Consider the following 18,403-nt stretch of genomic DNA (forward strand, 5'->3'; position numbering starts at 1 on the left):
GCTTATACCTTCTTGAACAACAGCGAGCCGTTCGTGCCACCAAAACCAAACGAGTTCGACAGCGTTACATCGATACGCATGTCACGAGCAGTATGGGGGACGTAATCGAGATTGCAGCCCTCTTGGGGGTTGTCCAGGTTGATGGTGGGCGGCGCCACCTGATCGCGAATGGCAAGAATGCTAAAGACGGCTTCGACAGCGCCAGCCGCTCCCAGCAGGTGACCGATCATCGACTTGGTGGAGCTTACGGCCACGTGCTGCGCCGCACTGCCCAGCACTTTCTCGATCGCACGACTCTCCGCCAAATCCCCCGCTGCCGTCGACGTGCCGTGAGCATTGATATAATGCACGGCCGACGGATCGATGGCGGCATCTTTGATGGCATTGCTCATAGAGAGGGCAGCGCCACGACCATCCTCAGGCGGTGCCGTCATGTGATAGGCGTCATCGCTCATACCGAAGCCAGCCAGCTCTGCATAGATATGCGCACCGCGTGCTTTCGCATGCTCATACTCTTCCAGCACTAGCACCCCCGCACCATCAGAGAGCACAAAGCCATCTCGGTCCGCATCCCAAGGACGGCTGGCCGCCTGCGGATCGTCATTACGCGTCGATAGCGCTCGCGCCGCCGAGAAACCGCCCAGGCCAAGCGGTGTGGTAGCCATCTCCGCGCCGCCACAAATCATCACGTCCGCATCGCCGTACGCAATGGTGCGAGCGCTATAACCAATGTTGTGAGTGCCGGTGGTACAAGCAGTAGTAATGGCGATGTTCGGCCCTTTGAAGCCGTGCTGGATCGCCATGTTGCCCGAGATCATGTTGATAATGGAGCCCGGTACGAAGAACGGCGACACTCGACGTGCACCGCCTTTGTTGAGCGCATTGTGGTTATGTTCAATCATTGGCAAACCACCAATGCCTGAACCGATAGCCACACCGATGCGCTCGGCGTTCTCATCGGTGCACTCGATGCCTGAATCCTGAATAGCCTGCGCACCAGCGGCCATGCCGTACTGAATGAACAGATCCATCTTGCGTGCATCTTTGGGGTTCAGGTAGGGACTAATATCAAAATTCTTTACCGAACCGCCAAACCGCGTATTGAAGCCACTGGTATCGAAGTGCTCAATCGGCGCAATGCCGCTTTTACCTGCGACGATGTTCGCCCACGACTCATTGACACTATTACCCACTGGGGTCACCAGGCCTAACCCAGTTACCACTACCCTTCTTCGCGCCATCAGCTTTCCTCCAGGCATCCATGGTGACACGACCCATCTGGGTCATTTGCTGCAGAAATTTGGTGACTAGTATAACGGAGTTTGAACGTTATATTCATTGTGAGCGTAAAGCAAAAAAGCCGTCCCCTATCAGGACGGCTTTTTTAATACGGGCGGGTAACACCCCACCCTGGTTCTTTGCGATAACCGCGCCCTTACTGGTGGGCGTTGACGTAGTCGATCGCTTCTTGAACCGTAGTGATTTTTTCAGCTTCTTCATCAGGAATTTCGGTGTCGAATTCCTCTTCCAACGCCATCACCAATTCAACGGTGTCCAGAGAATCGGCACCCAGGTCTTCAGTGAAAGAAGAGCTGTTCTGGATGTCTTCTTCTTTAACGTTCAGGCGCTCTGCCACTACTTTCTTTACGCGCTCTTCAATAGTACTCATCAACGTACTCCAGTCGTTCACATTAGCCGTTATAGATAACCAGCTATTTGGAAACCGCAAGCCAAAAGCTGCGGGGTAGTTTATAGACGCCCTTAGGTTGACGCAACCGCCAAACCCAAGGCCATCAACGCATATTCATACCGCCATTCACATGCAGCGTTTCACCGGTGATATACCCTGCGGCATCACTCGTCAAAAAGCCCACGGCGGCGGCGATTTCTTCTGGCCCACCCAAGCGTGCCAGAGGAATCTGTTTGAGCAACATTTCATGCTGCGCTTCAGGCAGTGCCTCGGTCATATCGGTAGCGATAAAACCGGGCGCAACGGCGTTGACCGTGATGGCACGAGACGCCACTTCACGCGCCAGTGCGCGACTAAAGCCTTCCATACCGGCCTTGGCCGCCGCGTAGTTCGCCTGCCCCAGGTTCCCCATGGTCGCCACGACAGAGCTGATCGACACGATCCGCCCAAAACGCGCCTTGGTCATTCCCCGTAAACAGGCCTTGCTGACACGATAGACGGATTTGAGGTTGGTATCCATGACGGAATCCCACTCTTCCTCTTTCATCCGCATCAGGAGGTTATCACGGGTAATCCCCGCGTTGTTAACCAAAATCGTTGGCGCACCAAAGCGCTCGCCAATCGTCTTGAGCACCTCATCGATGCTCGCCTGGTCGGTGACGTTCAGGCACATGCCCGCGCCTTCGATGCCGTTGGCTTTCAAATCGGCATCGATGTTCTCGGCGCCAGCGGGGCTGGTGGCCGTTCCAATGACGATGCGTCCCTGGCGACCAAGCTCATGAGCAATGGCGCGACCAATACCGCGGCTCGCTCCCGTCACTAGGGCGACACGTTTTTCTTGCGTCATAACACGTTTCCTTCCACTGAACTAAGCAAGGGTAGCTGATATTCGCCGTTTATCACGCATTACCCGCTAATGTTTCGCGCGCAAGCTCGAGTGCTGCATCCAAACTGTCGGGGTCGTTGACCGCTAACCCCTTGGCACCGCGAACGATACGCTTATTGAGGCCAGTTAGCACTTTGCCCGGACCACACTCAATGAAGACATTAGCACCTTGCTCCGCCATGGCTTCAACGCAGGAGGACCACCGCACGGGTTGGTAGAGCTGCTCGATCAAACGAGTACGAAGCGTGTCGACATCCGCATGGGCTTGGGCGTCGACGTTTTGAATCACCGTGTAACGGGGGGCACGCAGTTCGATCGACTGCATCGCCTCGGCAAGACGCTCGGCTGCCGGGCGCATTAACGCGCAGTGAGAAGGCACCGAGACGGGCAAGGCCAGAGCACGCTTAGCGCCTGCCTCTTGGCAAGCCGTTATCGCGCGCTCGACGGCGGCCTTGCTGCCTGCAATCACGACCTGCCCAGGGGAGTTATAGTTCACGGCGGACACGACATCACCTTGCGCAGCGCTGGCACAGGCGGCCTCTACGGCGACATCGTCCAAGCCGAGGATGGCGGCCATACCGCCTTGTCCGGCGGGCACGGCTTCCTGCATCGCTTCGCCGCGCAGGCGAACGAGTTGCACACCTTCGGCAAACCCCATCACGCCGGCACAGACCATCGCACTGTACTCGCCAAGGCTATGACCTGCCATCACGCTGGGACGGGGGCCTTCCAGCTCTTGCCACACACGCCAGATAGCCACACTGGACGTGAGTAGCGCAGGCTGGGTGCAAGCCGTGGCATTCAGCGCGTCTTCGGGACCTTCCTGGACGACCTTCCACAGGTCATAGCCCAGCGCGTCGGACGCTTCCTCAAATGTCGTTCCCACCACACTGTAGCGCTCGGCCAGCTCTCGCAGCATTCCAAGCTGCTGAGAGCCTTGCCCGGGGAAAATGAGGGCAAGGGGTTGAGACATGTCGTTCACCTTTGCTCTTGTAGGCATTTGCTCAGTTGAGCGATAGGCGTGGTCATCGGCAACGCTGACGAGCAGCGCAAGGCATCTCCTACTGCCGCCGATCACCCGCAAAAGTCATACAACGTCATGTGGCACCTTCTCACTTGCCGCGGGCTTACGCCCAACGCTTGGCAAGCTGCATCGGCAGGTCGTGCTCGACCTCTTGCAAGGCTCGCTGAATAGCATAGTAGAACCCATCTGCCCGGGTACCACCATGACTCTTCACCACAATCCGTTTTAGCCCAAGTAGGCTTGCGCCGTTATATCGAACGGGATCAAGCTCTTGCTTGAGCCGTTTCAGCACAGGTTTGGCCAGTACACTTGCCAAGCGCCCGCATAGGCGTGACTCGAACGCCATCTGCACACGCTCTACCAACATACGGGTCAAACCTTCGCTCGCCTTCAACGTCACGTTACCGACAAAGCCATCGCACACCATGACATCAATCTCGCCCTGAAAGATGTCGCCGCCTTCCGCATAGCCTTGATAGGCAAAGGGCAGTGATGATGCCCTCTCCTGAAGCAGGCGATTCGCTTCACGCACCACGACACTGCCTTTTGTCGCCTCGGCACCAACGTTCAACAGCGCCACCCGTGGATGCACGACACCATCCACACAGTGCGCCATAGCGGCTCCCAGCACGGCAAAATCGACGAGCCGAGAAGCAGGCGAATCCACATTGGCCCCTAAGTCCAACAAGTAACAGCGTCGACCGCCTCGCGTTGGAATCGCAGTGCTGATAGCGGGCCGGGAAAACCCTGCAATCATGCCTAACTCGCGTCGAGCCAGTGCGACTAGCGCCGCTGTATTACCAGCGCTAACCCCCGCCATGGCACGGCCGTCCGAGACGTCTCGCAGCATGTGCGCCATGCTCGTATCGTGACCATGGCGGAGCGCCCAGGCCGCCGAGGCGTGTTGCGATACCACGCTAGGCGCATCGTAGGCGACTAAACGTGACGCTGCCGCAGCCAAAGGCTGCGGCAAGCGCAAAAGCTCAGCGGTAATCCGCTGGCGGGGGCCGAACAGAGCGAGCTCAAGGTCAGGACGTTCGATCACTGCCTTTGCAGAGCCTTCGATAATGGCACGAGGGCCTTGGTCACCCCCCATGACATCAATCGCTAGGCGCATTGCACCCACGCTGTTCCGCCACTCGTTAGGATGTTAAGGATTAAACCTCAACGACCTTACGACCACGGTAGAAACCGTCCGGAGAGACGTGGTGACGCAGGTGAGTCGTACCGGTTTCTTTGTCCTGAGACAGAGTCGGTGCGCTCAGCGCATCGTGGCTACGACGCATACCGCGCTTGGAACGAGTTTTACGGTTCTGTTGAACTGCCATGGGTGTTTACTCCAAGGTATGTAGGGTAAGTGATGCTTACTTTTTGCCTTTCAAAGCGCCACTGCTTTTCAAAGCATTGAGCACCGCGAAAGGGTTCTTGGCTGAAGCGGACTCGTCCGCCGCGCCTTCGGTCTTGCTGACCAGCTGCTCCGCCGAGACATGGCATTCGGTCTCATCGTGATAGACCACTTGAGGTAAGCTGAGAATGAGCTCATCCTCAACCACCGTCAGCAAGTCCAGCTGTTCATTTTCCACCAGCACCGGCTCATGACTGGCAGGCAGCTCGGCGGCCAAGGCTTCGTCGGTAATCATTCCAAGCAGGAAGTCACTAGCAACGTCTTGGCTAAGCGGCACCATACAGCGGCGACAAGGCAGCGCCAGGGTCGCTTGCAAATGGCCACGAATTTCGCGACGGCCTTGGGCATCCACACCAAACTCGAGCACGACATGACAGTCGCCGGTTTGGTCACCTGCTTCTTCAGCAAGGCGGGGCAGCTTATTCAGCGCCACTGAGCCTTCGAGTCGTTCGCGGCGGGCTGCAAGCTTATAAGGCTCAACCCGGCTGGGGAGTTGTGAGGTCAACATAGGCGCGCAATGATAGGCACTCGCCCCCCTGGTGTCAAAGCTCATGGCATAATTCTTCTCGGTTTATCGATGACAATAGCACCATTAGGCATGTCACTACGCTTTCGCTACACTCACTACCGGTGCTTATTGCACCCTTCAGGCCACAAGGAGACGACAGTGCCGCAAACGCAAAACGCCCCCCTCGTGCTCGCTTCTAGCTCCCGCTTTCGCCAAGCACTACTAGACCGACTGCACTTGCCCTACCAGTGCCATTCACCCGACATCGATGAAACGCCCCTCGATGGCGAGTCTCCCCAGGCATTAGTGCATCGTCTCGCATTGAGCAAAGCCAACGCGGTGGCGGAACGTTTTCCACAGCACTGCATCATAGGCTCCGACCAAATTGCGCTGTTCGAGGGTGACATTCTCGGCAAACCGCACACGGCAGAGCGCGCTCGCGCCAACCTGGCGCGCTTTTCAGGACACAAGGTAACGTTTTTGACGGGCCTCGCTTTGGTCGACACGCGCCATCAGCGCCACCACGTGCACATCGAACCGTTCGAGGTCGTATTCCGCACCTTGAGCGAACAGGAAATCGAGCGTTACGTCACATTGGAAAAACCCCTCGATAGCGCTGGCAGCTTTCGCATGGAAGGGCTAGGCATCGCGCTCTTCGAGCGCCTTGAGGGGCGCGACCCCAACGCGCTGATCGGGCTACCGCTCATTGCACTCTGCGACATGCTTCGCCAAGTGGGCATGAACCCCCTTGGCGATGCCTGACGCTACTGAACTTGAAACTTTATCGGCGCATGACGGGTGTGGACACCCAGCACCTCGGCCGCCGCCTGAGTAAAGCGACGCGTTAGACGCTCGAAGGGATCCAAGCGCGGCGTGTAGTTCTCCCAGGACGCCTCGCCCACCTGAGTACGAGCAACCTGCTCCAGGCTCGCCAACTCGTCGACCAACCCTAAGCCCAACGCCTGCTCGCCGCTCCAGATCAGCCCGGAAAAAATATCCGGGCTGTCACTCAAACGCGCCCCTCGCCCTGCTTGCACATCGTCGATGAACTGCTCATGGGTTTGGGTGAGCACGCTTTGCCAGAAGCGCGCCACGTCCTCATCCAACGGCTGAAACGGGTCCAGAAACGCTTTGTTCTCGCCCGCCGTCATGACGCGACGCTCCACTCCCAACTCGGCAATGGCCTCTTGAAAACCGAATCCGGCATAAATGACTCCAATCGACCCTACCAAGCTGGCGGGAGACGCCACGATCTCATCAGCCGCTGCCGCGATGTAATACGCACCGCTGGCACCAATGTCTTCGATCACCGCAATGATCGGCTTATCACCCTGCTCACGCAGGCGCATGATTTCGGTGTAGATACGTTGCGACTGAACAGGGCTCCCCCCCGGGCTGTCGATGTGCAGCACGACAGCGGCGGCACCGGGATTTTCCCACGCTCGGTTCAAACCTTGAATGATGCGCTCCGCATTGGCTGGGGCATCGCTGGCGATGACCCCATGGACTTCCACCAGCGCCAAATGCTGCTGGGCGGGCACGGCGGCGGTCGGCTCCGCCAAGAACACGCGATAGAGCGTCGTCGTCAGCGAGATTAATACCAGCGCGAGCAGCATGAGCCGGAAGAACAGTTTCCAGCGGCGACTTCGACGCTGTTCGGTCAGCACACCACCGATCCAACGATCCATCATCTCGAGCTGAGCCAGCCGCTGTCGCTCTCGCAGCGTCTCGGCGTCGTCCCCTTGCGCACCTACCGGTGCTGACGCCCCCTCTTGAGCAGGTACTTCGGGCCCTTGCGTCCAGCGATCATGGTCACTCGGCGACGCACGGTCTCCAGGCGCCTGCCCATGACGCTCATCGCGCCGCTGATCATCACTCATCGTCGATTCCTACGTTGCGTTTCTTGAAGTCTTGACCTGCCCATCCTGAGACTCGCCGTAAAGCCACTGGAATAGCGACAGTATGTCGTCAGCCACCCATATGGGCTGACTGGCCGCTAAACGGGCGGGCGTGTGCACCCCGTATGTCACGCCCACTCGATCCATTCCCAAGGCGCGAGCCATCTCCAAATCGTACTCCGTATCCCCCACCATGACCGCCCGTTCTACCGGCACCTGCAGCTCGGCTAATATCTCCTGCAGCATTTGTGGGTGCGGCTTCGAGCGAGTTTCATCGGCAGTGCGGCTCGCGTGAAAAAACTGGCCGCTCCCCGTCTCGCGAAAGATGCGATCGAGCCCGCGACGGCTTTTACCCGTCGCGACCGCAAGCCGTTGCTGAGGGCGTTCTCGCAATTTAGCCAAGTGCGCCTCCACTCCGTCGAAAAAGGGCATCGGCGTCGTGTTCCCCTCCACGAAGTGGTGAGAGTAACGCTGGCGCAGCCGCTCGGCCTGCTCCGGAGAAATGCCCGGACACAGTTTAGCGATCGCTTCGGGTAGCCCCAGCCCAATAATGTCTTCGATGGCCTTCACGTCCAACTCGCCCCACTCGGCATCTGCCGCTGCGGCCTGCATGCAGGCGACGATTTTGGGCACGGAATTCATCAGCGTGCCGTCCCAATCGAAGATAATCAGCTCGTAACGCATACCCTTCCCCTTATTGACGTGCGCGATTGAGCGTCTCTTCTAGCGCTTCTGGAAGCGGCGCTTTTACCGTCACCGGCCTGCCGTTACCGGGCTCTGGAAACGTCAGCGAACGTGCGTGGAGGAATAGACGACCCAACCCTAACTGCTTGGTCAACAAACCGCTGTCACGGGTCGCGTATTTATCGTCGCCTAACAGCGCGTGCCCGGCATGCGCGGCGTGCACACGAATCTGATGGGTGCGCCCGGTCACGGGCTCCGCTTCGATCAGCGTGACTTTCTCAAACGTCTCCACCACCGAGAAGTGAGTACGCGACACCTTGCCATTGGGGTCTACCCGTACGCGTCGCTCACCGTTGCCCGCGTCGAAACGGTCTAACCGGGCGCTTTCGTACGTTTTGCGGGCAGGCCAGCGCCCGGCGACCAGCGCCAAATAGCGCTTGTCCATGCCGTGCTTTTTCAACGCGTCGTTGAGGGTAACCAGCGCATCGCGGGACTTGGCGAGTAGCAAACAGCCAGAGGTATCACGATCGAGACGATGCACTAGCTCCAGGAACGTCAGATCGTCACGCACTTGGCGCAACGCCTCGATCAAACCAATCTTGACACCGCTTCCTCCATGGACGGCCAGCCCGGACGGCTTGTTCAGCACCATCCAATCGGGGCCTTCCATGATCACGCTACCCACCAGTAGGTCGCGCAGGTTGTCGCTGACCTCTTTTACCGCCTCCTTAGGCGCTAGGCGCAGCGGCGGCACTCGTACCAAGTCGCCAGACTGAAGGCGATAATCGACCTTGACCCGTTTTTTATTGACGCGAACTTCCCCTTTACGAACGATGCGATAAATCAGTGCGCGGGGAGCGCCTTTCAATCGCGTCATCAAAAAATTATCGATTCGCTGACCTGCTTGTTCCGGGGCGATTTCCACCCACTGTACTTCACGCCCTTCGGACATTGCCGCGTACTCCTGGTGACATTCTTTAACGTCAGGCTAAAAACGGCATTCTAACGTAGACCTAGCGGCATTGCGTCAATTGCTGGTGGTTGTCTTTACTGTTATATTCCAAAGCGCTCATCGGCCAACGTGGCCGGGCCGAACGTGGCCCGCCTTTATCACTTATGTATAGCGAAAGATGGCCCACGTTTTGCCTTCGCACCTGCCCGACAAACACGCAGGTCAGAGCGAACCAAGTAGCGAAGTGTACGCACTGCCTACTGATAACGTATTGAAATGTAGTAACTCTGTCGTTCAACCACCGTTCGACGACAGAGAACGTCAGGCCCTACCAGCAACGGCGGGCCCGTCATTAAATAAACGTTACGCCCCTGCCAACAGCCCCTGTTCGTCACAAGGCGCTGCGACGCTGGGGCGCTAAGATCAACGCTGTGCCGATACCGGCGTTGGCGAATCGATGAATGCCAGGTGTGGGCGGTGTCAGCAGAGCCGGATGGACGTGACAGCCACCGAAACACGTTCTGCCGCCGCCACGTACTCAACGCCCTTTCGGCCGGGTTGGCACGACTGCCTTCCCGGCTTAATGCGTCAGCATAACCATGCGCCGAGCACAAGCACGCAGCACCCAGCGATTCGCCGACGCTCGCTTTCAAAGCACGTCGGCACGCCATGCTACGTGAGACAACATGAAACGGATGCTAATTAACGCGACCCAGCCTGAAGAGCTGCGGGTCGCCCTGGTAGATGGACAGCGCCTGTACGATTTGGATATCGAGTCCGGCGCTAGGGAACAGAAAAAAGCCAATATTTATCGGGGTAAGATCACCCGCGTAGAGCCCTCTCTCGAAGCTGCGTTCGTGGACTTTGGCGCTGAACGCCATGGCTTCCTTCCTTTGAAAGAAATTTCCCGCGAATACTTCATCAAGGACGTGTCTGGTCGCCCTAGCATCAAAGAGGTGCTCAAAGAGGGCCAGGAAGTCATCGTTCAGGTCGATAAAGAAGAGCGCGGCAATAAAGGCGCAGCGCTGACCACCTTCATCAGCCTTGCGGGTCGCTTTTTGGTATTGATGCCTAATAACCCGCGTGCAGGCGGTATTTCACGCCGTATCGAAGGCGATGATCGCAGCCAGCTCAAAGACGCGATGGGTCAGCTAACCGTTCCTGACAAAATGGGGCTGATCGTTCGTACTGCCGGCATCGGCCGCAGTTCCGAAGAGCTGCAGTGGGACCTGGATTACCTCGTGCAGGTGTGGGAATCCATCACGACGGAAGCAGGCAAACGCTCCGCTCCGTTCCTGATCTATCGCGAATCCAACGTCATCATTCGCGCCATGCGCGACTACTTGCGCCAGGATATCGGCGAGGTATTGATCGATAGTCCCGAGATTCACGCCGAAGCGCTGGCGTTCATTCGCCAGGTCATGCCCTCGTACCAACAGAAGATCAAGCTGTACGCGGATGAAGTCCCCCTCTTCTCCCGCTTCCAGATCGAGTCACAAATCGAAACCGCCTACCAGCGGGAAGTGAAGCTGCCGTCGGGTGGTTCGATCGTGATCGACCACACCGAAGCCCTGGTCTCCATCGACATCAACTCTGCACGCGCCACGCGGGGCAGTGATATCGAGGAAACCGCGCTGCAAACCAACTCTGAGGCCGCCGACGAGATCGCCCGTCAGCTGCGCCTTCGGGATATTGGCGGCTTGGTCGTGATCGACTTCATCGACATGGGGCCTGCACGCAATCAGCGTGAAGTCGAAAACCGCATGCGCGACGCGCTGAAGCTAGACCGCGCACGCGTTCAAATCGGACGCATTTCACGCTTCGGCCTGATGGAAATGTCGCGGCAGCGCCTGCGTCCCTCCTTGGGCGAAACCAGCGGCGTTGTGTGCCCGCGCTGTAACGGTCAGGGCACCATTCGTGACGTGCGCTCGCTATCGCTCTCCATCATGCGCCTGATCGAAGAAGAGGCCATGAAAGAGCGCAGCGCCCAGATTCGCGCCATCCTGCCGGTCCCGGTGGCCACGTATCTGTTGAACGAAAAGCGCAGCGTGCTGGCGGATATCGAGTCGCGTCAAGGCGTTCGGGTCGTCCTGCTTCCCAGCCCTGACATGGACACGCCCCATTACGATGTCCAGCGCCTGCGGGATGATCATTTAGACGAAGATGACAGCCACTCGCTCTCCAGCTTCGAGCTGTCGACCGACACCGACGTCGGCAAAGAGCCAGACCCAAGCTTTGCGCCGCCGGCGCAGCGTGCCGAAGCTGCCGTGAAGAGCGTCGTGCATAACGCCCCGGCGCCTGCATCACTGCAAACCGAAGAAGCGCCTGCTAAAGCCGCTGCCCCAGCGCCCGCCGCCGACCAGCCTAGCGTGCTCGGCCGCTTCATCCGTGGCTTTGCCAAGCTATTGGGCGGTGATGACAGCGCTCACCAGACGGCCAACGAGGCGGAAGCGCCACGTAAGGCATCTGAGCAGCCAAGCCGCCCGCCCCGCAACGAGCGACGCAGCAAACCGGCTCAGGAGCGTAACGACAGCACGCCCAAGCAGGAACAGCGCAGCGATAACGCCAAGAGCGATCAGCGCGGCAACGCGGCGGGGAACACCGGATCACGTAACGAAGATGCCAGCGACAAGCGCAGCGGCCCAAGCCGTACGCGTAATCGCCGCCGCCACCCCCAACAAGACGATAGCAAAGGCCAAGAGAACGCGAAAAACACGCGTCAACAGAGCCCTAAAGAGAGCGTAAAAGAGAGCCCGAAAGAGACCTCCAAGGAGGCGTCTGGTAAACCTCAGGAGCCTCGTCGCGACAAGCCACGGGAGAACAAGCCCAAGCAGGACAAGCAGGAGGAGCGCGCACCTGCAGCGCAGGCCGACGACAGCCAGCAGGATGACGGCAAGCCGAAGCGCACCCGCAACAACCCGCGCAACCGCTCGCGTAAACAGGCGCTCAACCCGCAGGCCGAAGCCGAGCAGTTGAAGCTGCAAGCGGACGCTGCAAAGGCGCCCCAAGCCACTGATGACTCCGCCAGCACAGCCCCCGCAGATGCGGCTCCTAGCGCTGATGCCTCCTCCCAGGCAGCCGAAGCCCCTCAGGCCACGGCCACCGAGGCGCCGACTGACGCCGAGACGATGCAACGCGAACAGGCCGCCCAACCTGTGGAAGCGAGTCCTGAAGTGAGCTCTGGAGAAAGCAGTGGAGAAAGCACTGAAGAGAGCACTAAAGAGAGCACTACCGCAGAGCGTGCAGCCAACAGTGGCGACAAAGCTCGTAAATCGACGCGCCAGCGCCGTCAATCCAAGCCGGAAGCCGACGCTAAAGACGCAGCGGCACCGGTCACGCCGCAGCCCGAGCCCGCCTCCACGGAAGCGGCTAGCCCTGCGGAGCCTGACGACGTTACTGCAGCGCGCACGCCCACCGCTGATAGGCAGGAACCGCGTGTAGAGGCGTCAGCAACAGAGGCACCCAAAGCCGACGCGCCCGATACACGCGTTGCCGAAGCAAGCGATGACCAGGCCCAGCCAGCCGATCATACCACGGCGCCGCAGTCCACGGATGCGTCTCAAACGCCCGAGACCACCCCGGCAGAGGCCGAGGCAAGCAGCACTGCGCCTGACCAAGCACACGCCGAAGCAGCGGAAAACAACGCACAGGCAGCGCCGGTAGCAGACGTCGACACCCAGTCCAAAGCGGAAACGGCGGAAACGGCGGAAACGGCGGAAACGGCGGAAACGGCGGAAACGGCGGAAACGGCGGAAACGGCGGAGCAGGATAACGTTGACACAGCGCCCTCTGCAAAGCCTGAAGACGCACCGACCTCCGAGACTACCTCTCCAGCAAGCGAACGAACTGCCGAGAAGACGCCCAGCGATGCCGTCGCCGACGAAGCGACATCCGCGACGCCCCCTACGACCGAGCAGGAGCCTGCGGCTACTGCTATGACCGACGAGGTGTCTGCGCCAACGCCTGCTAGCGTTGCCACCGACGAGGAAGCGCCTAAACCGCGCCGTCGTCGCCGTCGTGCCCATAACGATCCGCGTGAGCTGCGCAAGCAGCAGAACGCTCAAGGCCAAAACTCGCAAGAGTAACGGGCAGACACGAAAAACCCCGCTCCGGCGGGGTTTTTTATGGCAGCAAGAGGCGCGGTTTAAACCACACGAGGCTCCGGCTCTAGCGTCACGGCAAACCGCTCGTGTACGGCGTTTGCCACGCTCTCTGCAAAACGCAGCAGCCCAGGACGGTCGCCTCCCCCAAAGTGCACGAGCACTAGCGCTTGTCGCTCATGCACGCCAAATGCGCCGTCACGATGACCCTTCAACCCACACTGATCGATCAGCCATCCTGCCGCCAGCTTGGTGTGCTGATGGGCTTGAGGAAAGTGCGGCATCTGCGGATATGCTTGCAGAAGTCGCTGCGCGTGCGCATCACTCACCACTGGATTCTTGAAGAAACTACCCGCATTGGCGAGCACGGCCGGATCCGGCAACTTCTCTTGACGAATGGCGCAGACCGCCTGAGCGACCGCCAGTGGCGTGGGCGAAGCCGATATGCGGGACGCCAAATCGCCATAGCCCAGCACGGGACGTGGGTGCTCGGAAAGCCGAAGAGCCAATTGAGTAATCACCACTCGACCCGCCAGTGCCCGTTTGAAGATACTGTCGCGATAGCCGAACTGACAGGCCTTGACGCTCAACCAGCGCGCCTCCCCCGTAGCCAGCTCGACCACTTGGACACCTTCCAGCACATCGCTCAGCTCGACGCCGTAGGCCCCGATGTTCTGTACCGGCGCCGCACCGCAATCACCTGGGATGAGCGCCAGATTCTCCGTTCCCCAAAGCCCTCTGGCCGCCAAGGCCATGACCAGCGAGTGCCAGTTGACGCCAGCGCCGACGAACGCCACAACGCTCTCTTCCCGGCGCTCCAACCACCAGTGGTCAAGCGCCGGTCGCAGCGCCATGCCCATGAGAGTAGGCGGCAACAGTACGTTGCTGCCACCGCCGAGCAGAGTGATGGGCCACTGCTGGGCATGGGCATGGTGAAGCGCCGCCTGTAGGTTCGATAGCGTGGTGGGCGCGGCATAGTGCTCTACCCGACAGGGTAGGCGCAGCGTATTGGCAGCAGACAAATCCACCCAGGCGGCTGATTGGTTCACAGCGTCAACGACCACGGGTTAGCTCGTCGATCAATCCAGCACTGGCCTGCTCGATCATGTCCAACACCTGCTCGAATCCCTCCTCGCCGCCATAGTAGGGGTCGGGCACATCGGTATTAGGCAACCCGGCATACTCCAACAGCAACCCTGTTTTGGCCTGACTATCGGCGGGCTGTAACGCCCGAATGGCCGCCAAGTTATCGCGATCCATGCCCAGCACGTAATCGAACGCATGGAAGTCGTTCACCGTTAGCTGTCGAGCACGCAAGTGGCTGATGTCGACGCCACGCCGACGTGCGGCCGCCTGGGCGCGCGGGTCAGGGGCTTTACCCACGTGCCAATCACCCACGCCGCAGGAGTCGATGTCGATACGTTGAGTGAGCCCTGCCCGCGCCAACGCCTGCTGAAAAACGCCTTCCGCCGTGGGTGAACGGCAGATGTTGCCCAAGCAAACAAACAATACGCGCGTCATAACTGCCCACCTTCTACCGCCAATAGCGCTCTGACGCGAGCTAGATCCTCTTCCGTATCCACACCGGCGGGGTTCACCGCGCTGGCCAACGCTACCTGAATCGCGTAGCCATGCTGGAGGGCGCGCAGCTGCTCTAACTGCTCCAACTGCTCCAGCGTGGAGGTCGGCAGATCCTGATAGGCTGCCAAAAAGCTTGCCCGATAAGCGTAGATACCGATATGGCGTAGCCATGCGTCGGTGTTCAATAAGTTGGGGGGATGTTTGAAATGCTCCCGATCCCACGGGATCGGCGCACGCGAGAAGTACAGCGCCCGCCCTTGAAGCGAACGCACGACTTTCACCACGTTAGGATTGAAGAGCGTGTCCACATCCGTGATCGGTTCCGCCAAAGTGGCCATCGCGGCATCGGGATCGTCGGCCAAACGGAGCGCCACCTGATCGATGAGCATGGGAGGGATAAGCGGCTCATCTCCCTGGACATTGACTACCAGCGTCTCGTCGCTAAGGCCGAGCGTCTCGGCGACTTCGGCCAACCGGTCTGTGCCTGACGGGTGGTCGTCGCGCGTCATGATGACGTCTGCCCCGTAGGGCAACATGGCCTCACGAACACGCTCGTCGTCGGTGGCAATGACTACGCGGCTTGCCTGGCTTTGGCTGGCCCGCCGCCACACATGCGCCACCATCGGCTCTCCCGCAATGTCCAGCAGCGGTTTACCCGGCAGCCGCGAGGAGCCAAACCGGGCGGGCACTACGGCGATAAACGGCGTCGACGTATCTGCCATCACGCCTCCCCGGTACGGCCAGGTGACGTGGACAGCTTCTCGTCGGCATCCATCTGCCGCGCCTCTTCGGGCAGCATGACAGGAATGCCGTCCTTGATCGGGTAAGCCAACCCGTCGTAATGGCAGCAAAGCTCCTGAGCTTCGCGGTCGTACTTCAGCTTGCCGTTACACAGTGGGCAAACCAGCATTGCCAGCAGTTCCTTATCCATCGGTGCTTCCCCTTTGAGTCAAGTCGGACAGCCTGTCGCGCAGCCAGTCCTCAAATGCACGTGGAAGCTGGGCTTCCACCTCCAGTACCCAGCTATCAGGCGGTGCGAACGCCTGACACTTCACGGCGTCTTTCGCCGTCATGATGATGGGGCGCTTCGATGCAAACCGAAACGTATTGACATCGAAAGGCTGGTGATCGGCCAACGGATGCATCTCTCCGCTGACACCTAACGTCCGCAGCGTATCGAAAAAGCGCTGTGGATGACCAATGCCCGCCAATCCGTGAACCGGTAACGAGAAAGGCAACGGTGCCAGAGGGCGCTGCTCTCCGGAGCTCAGGTGGCGCCAGCGCGTGGGTACCAGCGTCATGGGCACGCTGTCGATCTTCAACGGGCGCTGCAAAGCTCCATTGACGATCACCGCATCCACGCTCGCTAGCCTAGCCGCCGATTCTCTCAACGGCCCCGCCGGAAGACAGCGCTGATTACCCAGCCCCCGGGTGCCATCGATCACCACTAATTCAATATCGCGCCCCAGGGCCAAATGCTGCAAGCCATCGTCGCTGATCACTATGTCGCAGCCCTGCTGCACTAGCATAGCGGCCCCCCGGGCGCGCTGTGGATCAGCCACGACCGGCACGCCGGTCTGCTGCGCCAGCATGAGCGGCTCGTCACCACTGTGCTGCGGGTCCGTTGCCGAGGTTACCAGCAAGGGATAGAGCGGCGCTTTGCCTCCATAGCCCCGGGTGACGATACCCGGCGAAAACTCTTGGGCCTGCAGCCAGCGGCTGAGCCATGCCACCAGCGGAGATTTGCCGGTGCCGCCTAGCGTGATGTTGCCGACCACGATCACGGGCACCGGCACTCGCCGTACCATTTGTTGACCAAGCGCATAGCGCGTTGCACGCCGCTTCATAAGATAACGGTATAAATTACCCAGGGGGTAGAGCGGGGTCAGCCAAGCGCTACCGTCATAGGCAGCTTTCAACCAACGCTCGGCCAAGCTCATTCGTTCTCCTGGAACTGCAGTTGATGGAGCGCAGCGTACGCCCCACCCTTTTCCAGCAGCACCTGATGGGTGCCCTGCTCCACGATTCGCCCTTGATCCATCACCAAAATGCGATCGGCGCGCTCAATGGTAGAGAGGCGATGGGCAATCACGAGCGTGGTGCGCCCTTGGCATACATGCTCCAGCGCTTTTTGAATATAGCGCTCGGATTCCGTGTCGAGGGCGGAGGTCGCTTCGTCCAAAATCAAAATCGGGGCGTCTTTGAAAATTGCTCGTGCAATGGCAAGCCGCTGACGCTGCCCGCCTGAGAGCATGACGCCGTTCTCCCCGACTACCGTCGCATACCCTTCAGGCAGCTTTTCGATGAACTCGCTGGCATAGGCAGCTTCGGCCGCTGCCTCGATGGCTGCCGGATCGGGGTTTGTCACCCCATAGGCAATATTGTCGGCAATCGACGCATTGAACAGTGTGACCTGTTGGGAGACCAGCGCAATGTTCTGACGCAGCGGACCTAGGGCGTACTCATCGGCATTTACGCCATCGATCAAGATACGCCCCTCGCTGGGACGGTAGAAACGCGGCAGCAGGCTCACCAGGGTGGACTTACCGCTTCCCGAGCGGCCCACAATGGCAACCAGCTCGCCTGGGGCAACGTCCAGATTCACGTGATGCAACACATTTGGCTGGTCGTCCCCATAGCGGAAGCTGACATCCTTGATCATCACATGGCCGGTCAGCTTGCTGGGGAGTCGGGTGCCTTCGTCTCGTTCCGGCGCAAGGTCCAGTAGGCCAAACAGCTCAGACGCCGCTGCAATCCCTTTTTGAATCTCACCGTTGATTTCGGTGAGCTGACGTACCGGTTTGATCATCAGCGCAGCGGCCGTAATGAAGGCAACGAACTCGCCCGGCGTCATGTTTTCCATGAGCGAAGGCGCCATGGCCAGCCACACCAGTAGCGCCATGGATATCGCTACCAGCATCAGCACGACAGGCGAGCTGACCGCGCGCGTCATGGCCTCTTTCATGCTTTGCCGACGATTCTCTTCACTGACCCGCTCGAAGCGCTGCTTCTCGTAAGCCTCTGCGCCATGGGTCCGCACCACGCGATACCCCGACAGTGCCTCCGACGCCACGTGCGTCACATCGCCCATGGAGTGCTGAATGCGCTTGGAAATACGCCGAAACCGCTTGCTCACGTAGCTCACCACACCGGCAATGATCGGGGTAACCCCCAAAAACAGCAGCGTCAGCATCCAATTGGTCCAAAACAGATAGCCAATCAGACCAATCACGAACAGCCCTTCTCTCAGGATGATCGTAACGGCATTGGTCGCGGCTCCCGCCACCTGTTCGACATGATAGGTCACTCGAGACACCAAATGGCCGCTGGAGTGATGGTCGAAGAAGCGCCCCGGTAGGTGCAACAAGTGCGCGAACACGTCACAGCGCAGGGTGTGGATTACATAGCGCCCAACGTATGCCATAAAATAAGTGCTCAAAAACGTTCCCAGACCGCGGGAAGCAAACATGAGCACCACGAACAGCGGCAGAAAAAAACGGAAAGCGGCATCGGGGTTTTGAATCCCATCGATCAGCCGCTTCATCATCTCCGCCAGCGCGGTGCTCGACGCTGCGTAAATCACGAAACCTACCACCGCTAGCGCAAACGCGCGCCAGTGTGGCTTCACGTAACCCAATAACCGCTTATATAACATCCAACCTGAATCAGTCACAC

At 59.4% G+C, this 18,403-nt stretch carries 18 protein-coding genes; 2 read left to right on the forward strand and 16 right to left on the reverse strand.

What is annotated here, in order from left to right; genetic code table 11:
* Nucleotides 1–2: 2 nt before the first annotated feature.
* From fabF to AB6K10_RS15440, 7 genes are all read right to left on the reverse strand, one after another.
* Nucleotides 3–1,241, reverse strand: a complete 1,239-nt coding sequence (gene fabF / locus AB6K10_RS15410) for a beta-ketoacyl-ACP synthase II (RefSeq protein ID WP_159342512.1) — start codon at nucleotides 1,239–1,241, stop codon at nucleotides 3–5.
* Between the two features lie 194 nt (nucleotides 1,242–1,435).
* Complete coding sequence (gene acpP / locus AB6K10_RS15415; RefSeq protein WP_008956801.1) at nucleotides 1,436–1,669, reverse strand: acyl carrier protein; 234 nt, start codon at nucleotides 1,667–1,669, stop codon at nucleotides 1,436–1,438.
* Nucleotides 1,670–1,793: 124 nt separating this feature from the next.
* Nucleotides 1,794–2,537: a 3-oxoacyl-ACP reductase FabG gene (fabG, locus tag AB6K10_RS15420; RefSeq protein WP_159342513.1), complete on the reverse strand. Its 744-nt coding sequence runs from the start codon at nucleotides 2,535–2,537 to the stop codon at nucleotides 1,794–1,796.
* A 52-nt stretch (nucleotides 2,538–2,589) separates the two neighbouring features.
* Nucleotides 2,590–3,549, reverse strand: a complete 960-nt coding sequence (gene fabD / locus AB6K10_RS15425; protein ID WP_339119243.1) for an ACP S-malonyltransferase — start codon at nucleotides 3,547–3,549, stop codon at nucleotides 2,590–2,592.
* Between the two features lie 154 nt (nucleotides 3,550–3,703).
* Complete coding sequence (gene plsX, locus AB6K10_RS15430; protein ID WP_159342515.1) at nucleotides 3,704–4,717, reverse strand: phosphate acyltransferase PlsX; 1,014 nt, start codon at nucleotides 4,715–4,717, stop codon at nucleotides 3,704–3,706.
* A 40-nt stretch (nucleotides 4,718–4,757) separates the two neighbouring features.
* Complete coding sequence (rpmF, locus tag AB6K10_RS15435; protein WP_009099300.1) at nucleotides 4,758–4,928, reverse strand: 50S ribosomal protein L32; 171 nt, start codon at nucleotides 4,926–4,928, stop codon at nucleotides 4,758–4,760.
* Between the two features lie 36 nt (nucleotides 4,929–4,964).
* The gene (locus AB6K10_RS15440) at nucleotides 4,965–5,513 is read right to left on the reverse strand and encodes a YceD family protein (RefSeq protein WP_159342516.1); all 549 of its coding nucleotides are present in this window, start codon (nucleotides 5,511–5,513) and stop codon (nucleotides 4,965–4,967) included.
* Nucleotides 5,514–5,672: 159 nt separating this feature from the next.
* Here AB6K10_RS15440 and AB6K10_RS15445 point away from each other — a divergent pair, with 159 nt between their 5' ends.
* Nucleotides 5,673–6,275, forward strand: a complete 603-nt coding sequence (locus AB6K10_RS15445) for a nucleoside triphosphate pyrophosphatase (protein WP_254436369.1) — start codon at nucleotides 5,673–5,675, stop codon at nucleotides 6,273–6,275.
* 2 nt (nucleotides 6,276–6,277) lie between these two features.
* Here the strand turns inward: AB6K10_RS15445 and sppA are convergent, their stop codons facing one another.
* The 3 genes from sppA to AB6K10_RS15460 are packed head-to-tail and all read right to left on the reverse strand — an operon-like array spanning nucleotide 6,278 to nucleotide 9,047.
* Complete coding sequence (gene sppA / locus AB6K10_RS15450) at nucleotides 6,278–7,393, reverse strand: signal peptide peptidase SppA (protein ID WP_339119244.1); 1,116 nt, start codon at nucleotides 7,391–7,393, stop codon at nucleotides 6,278–6,280.
* Between the two features lie 9 nt (nucleotides 7,394–7,402).
* The gene (locus AB6K10_RS15455) at nucleotides 7,403–8,095 is read right to left on the reverse strand and encodes an HAD-IA family hydrolase (protein ID WP_339119245.1); all 693 of its coding nucleotides are present in this window, start codon (nucleotides 8,093–8,095) and stop codon (nucleotides 7,403–7,405) included.
* 10 nt (nucleotides 8,096–8,105) lie between these two features.
* A complete protein-coding gene (locus tag AB6K10_RS15460) occupies nucleotides 8,106–9,047 on the reverse strand; it encodes an RluA family pseudouridine synthase (protein WP_159342519.1) in 942 nt (313 codons plus the stop codon).
* 686 nt (nucleotides 9,048–9,733) lie between these two features.
* On the opposite strand from AB6K10_RS15460, the gene rne reads away from it, so the two are divergent.
* A complete protein-coding gene (gene rne / locus AB6K10_RS15465; protein WP_339119246.1) occupies nucleotides 9,734–13,132 on the forward strand; it encodes a ribonuclease E in 3,399 nt (1,132 codons plus the stop codon).
* Between the two features lie 59 nt (nucleotides 13,133–13,191).
* Here rne and murB read toward each other — a convergent pair whose 3' ends face one another.
* Genes murB through msbA form a run of 6 tightly spaced genes read right to left on the reverse strand, consistent with a single transcriptional unit; the run spans nucleotide 13,192 to nucleotide 18,401 of the window.
* Nucleotides 13,192–14,211: a UDP-N-acetylmuramate dehydrogenase gene (murB, locus tag AB6K10_RS15470; protein ID WP_339119247.1), complete on the reverse strand. Its 1,020-nt coding sequence runs from the start codon at nucleotides 14,209–14,211 to the stop codon at nucleotides 13,192–13,194.
* A complete protein-coding gene (locus AB6K10_RS15475) occupies nucleotides 14,201–14,668 on the reverse strand; it encodes a low molecular weight protein-tyrosine-phosphatase (RefSeq protein ID WP_159342521.1) in 468 nt (155 codons plus the stop codon). Before AB6K10_RS15475 ends, murB begins: the two co-directional genes overlap by 11 nt.
* Entirely contained in the window at nucleotides 14,665–15,450 is a 786-nt protein-coding gene (gene kdsB / locus AB6K10_RS15480) for a 3-deoxy-manno-octulosonate cytidylyltransferase (RefSeq protein WP_339119248.1), read from the reverse strand. Before kdsB ends, AB6K10_RS15475 begins: the two co-directional genes overlap by 4 nt.
* On the reverse strand, nucleotides 15,450–15,659 hold the full coding sequence (locus AB6K10_RS15485; RefSeq protein ID WP_159342523.1) for a Trm112 family protein: 210 nt from the start codon (nucleotides 15,657–15,659) through the stop codon (nucleotides 15,450–15,452). The genes kdsB and AB6K10_RS15485 overlap by 1 nt, the downstream gene beginning before the upstream one ends.
* Nucleotides 15,652–16,668 (reverse strand): tetraacyldisaccharide 4'-kinase, encoded by a 1,017-nt coding sequence (gene lpxK / locus AB6K10_RS15490; protein WP_339119249.1) that lies wholly within the window; start codon nucleotides 16,666–16,668, stop codon nucleotides 15,652–15,654. The genes AB6K10_RS15485 and lpxK overlap by 8 nt, the downstream gene beginning before the upstream one ends.
* Nucleotides 16,665–18,401 carry a lipid A export permease/ATP-binding protein MsbA gene (gene msbA / locus AB6K10_RS15495; RefSeq protein ID WP_339119250.1) on the reverse strand — a complete coding sequence of 579 codons (1,737 nt, stop codon included), beginning with the start codon at nucleotides 18,399–18,401 and terminating at the stop codon, nucleotides 16,665–16,667. Before msbA ends, lpxK begins: the two co-directional genes overlap by 4 nt.
* Between the last annotated feature and the right edge of the window lie 2 nt (nucleotides 18,402–18,403).

It is taken from the genome of Halomonas sp. BMC6 (genome assembly GCF_964204995.1).
In the GTDB taxonomy this organism is placed as follows: domain Bacteria; phylum Pseudomonadota; class Gammaproteobacteria; order Pseudomonadales; family Halomonadaceae; genus Vreelandella.

What these genes read in the sequence shown, in the direction of transcription:
- AB6K10_RS15440 (WP_159342516.1), bottom strand. Translation starts at nt 5,513, where the DNA reads ATGTTGACCTCACAACTCCCCAGCCGGGTTGAGCCTTATAAGCTTGCA.
- fabF (WP_159342512.1), bottom strand. Translation starts at nt 1,241, where the DNA reads ATGGCGCGAAGAAGGGTAGTGGTAACTGGGTTAGGCCTGGTGACCCCA.
- fabG (WP_159342513.1), bottom strand. Translation starts at nt 2,537, where the DNA reads ATGACGCAAGAAAAACGTGTCGCCCTAGTGACGGGAGCGAGCCGCGGT.
- AB6K10_RS15475 (WP_159342521.1), bottom strand. Translation starts at nt 14,668, where the DNA reads ATGACGCGCGTATTGTTTGTTTGCTTGGGCAACATCTGCCGTTCACCC.
- rpmF (WP_009099300.1), bottom strand. Translation starts at nt 4,928, where the DNA reads ATGGCAGTTCAACAGAACCGTAAAACTCGTTCCAAGCGCGGTATGCGT.
- AB6K10_RS15455 (WP_339119245.1), bottom strand. Translation starts at nt 8,095, where the DNA reads ATGCGTTACGAGCTGATTATCTTCGATTGGGACGGCACGCTGATGAAT.
- fabD (WP_339119243.1), bottom strand. Translation starts at nt 3,549, where the DNA reads ATGTCTCAACCCCTTGCCCTCATTTTCCCCGGGCAAGGCTCTCAGCAG.
- AB6K10_RS15485 (WP_159342523.1), bottom strand. Translation starts at nt 15,659, where the DNA reads ATGGATAAGGAACTGCTGGCAATGCTGGTTTGCCCACTGTGTAACGGC.
- plsX (WP_159342515.1), bottom strand. Translation starts at nt 4,717, where the DNA reads ATGCGCCTAGCGATTGATGTCATGGGGGGTGACCAAGGCCCTCGTGCC.
- acpP (WP_008956801.1), bottom strand. Translation starts at nt 1,669, where the DNA reads ATGAGTACTATTGAAGAGCGCGTAAAGAAAGTAGTGGCAGAGCGCCTG.
- kdsB (WP_339119248.1), bottom strand. Translation starts at nt 15,450, where the DNA reads ATGGCAGATACGTCGACGCCGTTTATCGCCGTAGTGCCCGCCCGGTTT.
- sppA (WP_339119244.1), bottom strand. Translation starts at nt 7,393, where the DNA reads ATGAGTGATGATCAGCGGCGCGATGAGCGTCATGGGCAGGCGCCTGGA.
- lpxK (WP_339119249.1), bottom strand. Translation starts at nt 16,668, where the DNA reads ATGAGCTTGGCCGAGCGTTGGTTGAAAGCTGCCTATGACGGTAGCGCT.
- AB6K10_RS15460 (WP_159342519.1), bottom strand. Translation starts at nt 9,047, where the DNA reads ATGTCCGAAGGGCGTGAAGTACAGTGGGTGGAAATCGCCCCGGAACAA.
- rne (WP_339119246.1), top strand. Translation starts at nt 9,734, where the DNA reads ATGAAACGGATGCTAATTAACGCGACCCAGCCTGAAGAGCTGCGGGTC.